The sequence below is a fragment of the Actinomycetospora sp. genome, from assembly GCF_036497245.1.
Taxonomy (GTDB): domain Bacteria; phylum Actinomycetota; class Actinomycetes; order Mycobacteriales; family Pseudonocardiaceae; genus Actinomycetospora.
Genome location: NZ_DASXJS010000257.1, coordinates 1 through 1,950, shown reverse-complemented (window position 1 = coordinate 1,950; position 1,950 = coordinate 1). Strand labels below are relative to the sequence as shown.

The 1,950-nt window shown below is 72.7% G+C and carries 3 protein-coding genes; 1 reads left to right on the top strand and 2 read right to left on the bottom strand.

Features of this window, described 5'->3' with window-relative positions:
• Positions 1 to 842, bottom strand: an 842-nt coding sequence (locus VGI02_RS26670) for a DUF222 domain-containing protein (protein ID WP_331632690.1), incomplete at its 3' end; no start/stop codon positions are given.
• 188 nt (positions 843 to 1,030) lie between these two features.
• Between VGI02_RS26670 and VGI02_RS26665 the strand changes: the two genes are divergently transcribed.
• Entirely contained in the window at positions 1,031 to 1,300 is a 270-nt protein-coding gene (locus VGI02_RS26665; RefSeq protein ID WP_331632688.1) for a type II toxin-antitoxin system Phd/YefM family antitoxin, read from the top strand.
• 201 nt (positions 1,301 to 1,501) lie between these two features.
• Here VGI02_RS26665 and VGI02_RS26660 read toward each other — a convergent pair.
• Positions 1,502 to 1,950 (bottom strand): hypothetical protein (locus VGI02_RS26660; protein WP_331632686.1); only part of this gene is annotated, 449 nt, incomplete at its 5' end.

Genomic DNA, 1,950 nt, shown 5'->3' with positions numbered 1-1,950 from the left:
CGGCGAGCCGCGTCGTCCGGGTGGCGCTGGCCGGGAAGCAGATTCTGCGGGTCGCCGTCTCCCCGCTCGGGCGGGGCGGTGGTCTCACTCGGGTTCGCCCGGTCCTCCGGCGCGACGTTCGCCCCGATCCCACCGGGCGCCATCGCCAGACCACACAACTCGCGCAGCGTCGCCGCGTACCGGGCCTCGAGTCCGCGCTTGTCCTCGGCGCCGGCCCGCCCGGACAGCGCGTCGAACGCCGCCAGGATCAGCGCGATGTCCGCCCGGCCGGTGAACCGACCCCGCAGCACCAGCGAGCCGTCGGCGCGCCGCCCGATCCGCAGCTCCTCCGAGGGCTCCGGCCCTTCGTCCGGCGCGACCCCGTCCTCGTCCAGAGCCGAGATCAACTGGGCCGCCACCCGCGCGAGTCCCGGCGGCGCCAACACCCGGGCCTTCTCGGCCAGGAACTCCTCGGCCTCAGCCACCGCGGCCACGTCGATGCCGTCCACCCGTTCCAGGTGCCGGACCGCCTCGTCGATCACCCGCACGTGGCCACGGTCCAAGACTCCCGCCGCGGCCACCGGAGCGGTCGCGGTCAGCCGCGGCTCCAGCGCCGAGCCACTCGGCGAGACCTGCCCGCACAGGGCCCGCGCGTGACGCACCAGCCGACGCGCCTCCCCCAGGTCGACCCGCCACAGGTCCTGGACCAGCCGCTCCGTCGACCTGTAGCCGGCGATCTCCGCAGTCCCGGTGTTCTCCAGCCGGGCGACCTCGCACAGCACGGCATGCTCGGCGCGCCGGGCGGCCACCATGACGTCCTGCGCATGGTGCATCACCGCCTCGTCGACCACCGGCCTGCTCATGGTGATGACTGTAGACGCACCCCCCGACAATCTCGCTGACCAGCGAAAACGCACGCCTGTGCCCGATGGTCCCGACGAATCGGCCCCGCCCCCGCCGTGAACGAGCTCGACCTGAGCGAGCTGTTCCTCTCCGAGGACGCGCAGAGCGCCACGGTCCGCGCGTAGGGATAGGCGCTACGTTCGGCGACGTGGGTGACACCATCGGGCAGCGGGAGCTGCGCAACGACAGCGGCGCGATCATGCGTCGCGTGGAGCAGGGTGAGAGCTTCACCATCACCCGCGGCGGCCGGCCCGTCGCCGACCTCGTTCCCCATGCCCGGCCCGAGAGTCCCCAGCGAACACTCGGCGACCTCCAGGCCGACTTCCGCGGGCTCCCCGCAGTCGACGAGGCACGGTGGCGGTCCGAGCGCGAGCAGATCGACGAGCTGCTGGGCGACGACGACCCGCTGACCGGATGACCAGGCACGAGCCTGTCCTACTCGACACCTCGGATCGTCAGGCCGGGGCCGGTCGGTTCTGTGCGGAGCTCACGACATCCAGTTGATCACGCGTAACCCGGCGGACTTCACCGCGCTCGAGCGGTTCGTCGAGGTCCTCGCGAGCTGACCGGTGTCGAGGGGCAACCGGGTCACGAACGTCGACGGCGCGGGGACCCCACCTCACGAGCCGATGCTCAGGTGGCTGCCCATCTTCGAGGTGCACCAGCCCCCGCCGCCGCTCGTCGTGCAGGTCCAGGAGTACATCGTCCCGGCCGAGCCCTCGCCGTATCCGGGTGTGGTGCCGGTGGAGAGCCACTGCGCCGCGACGGTCACGGCGTGATCGCAGGGCACCGTGCCGTTCACGATGGTGACCGAGTGCCCCGAGGCCGTCGTCCCGCACGAGACACCACCCGTCGGGACCGAGCCGCTCGAGCCCGACGACGCGACCGACCCGACGACCGGGCTCGACCCACCGCTACCGGTCGTCGTCCCCGCCGCCACGACGACGGGCGTGGCCGGCGTGGCCGCCGTCCGCGGGATCACCATCAGACCGACCAGGACCAGCGCACCGATGATCAGAAGCGTGCCGCACGCGAGCGCGACCCAGCGGAACACCCCGGAGTCCTGCG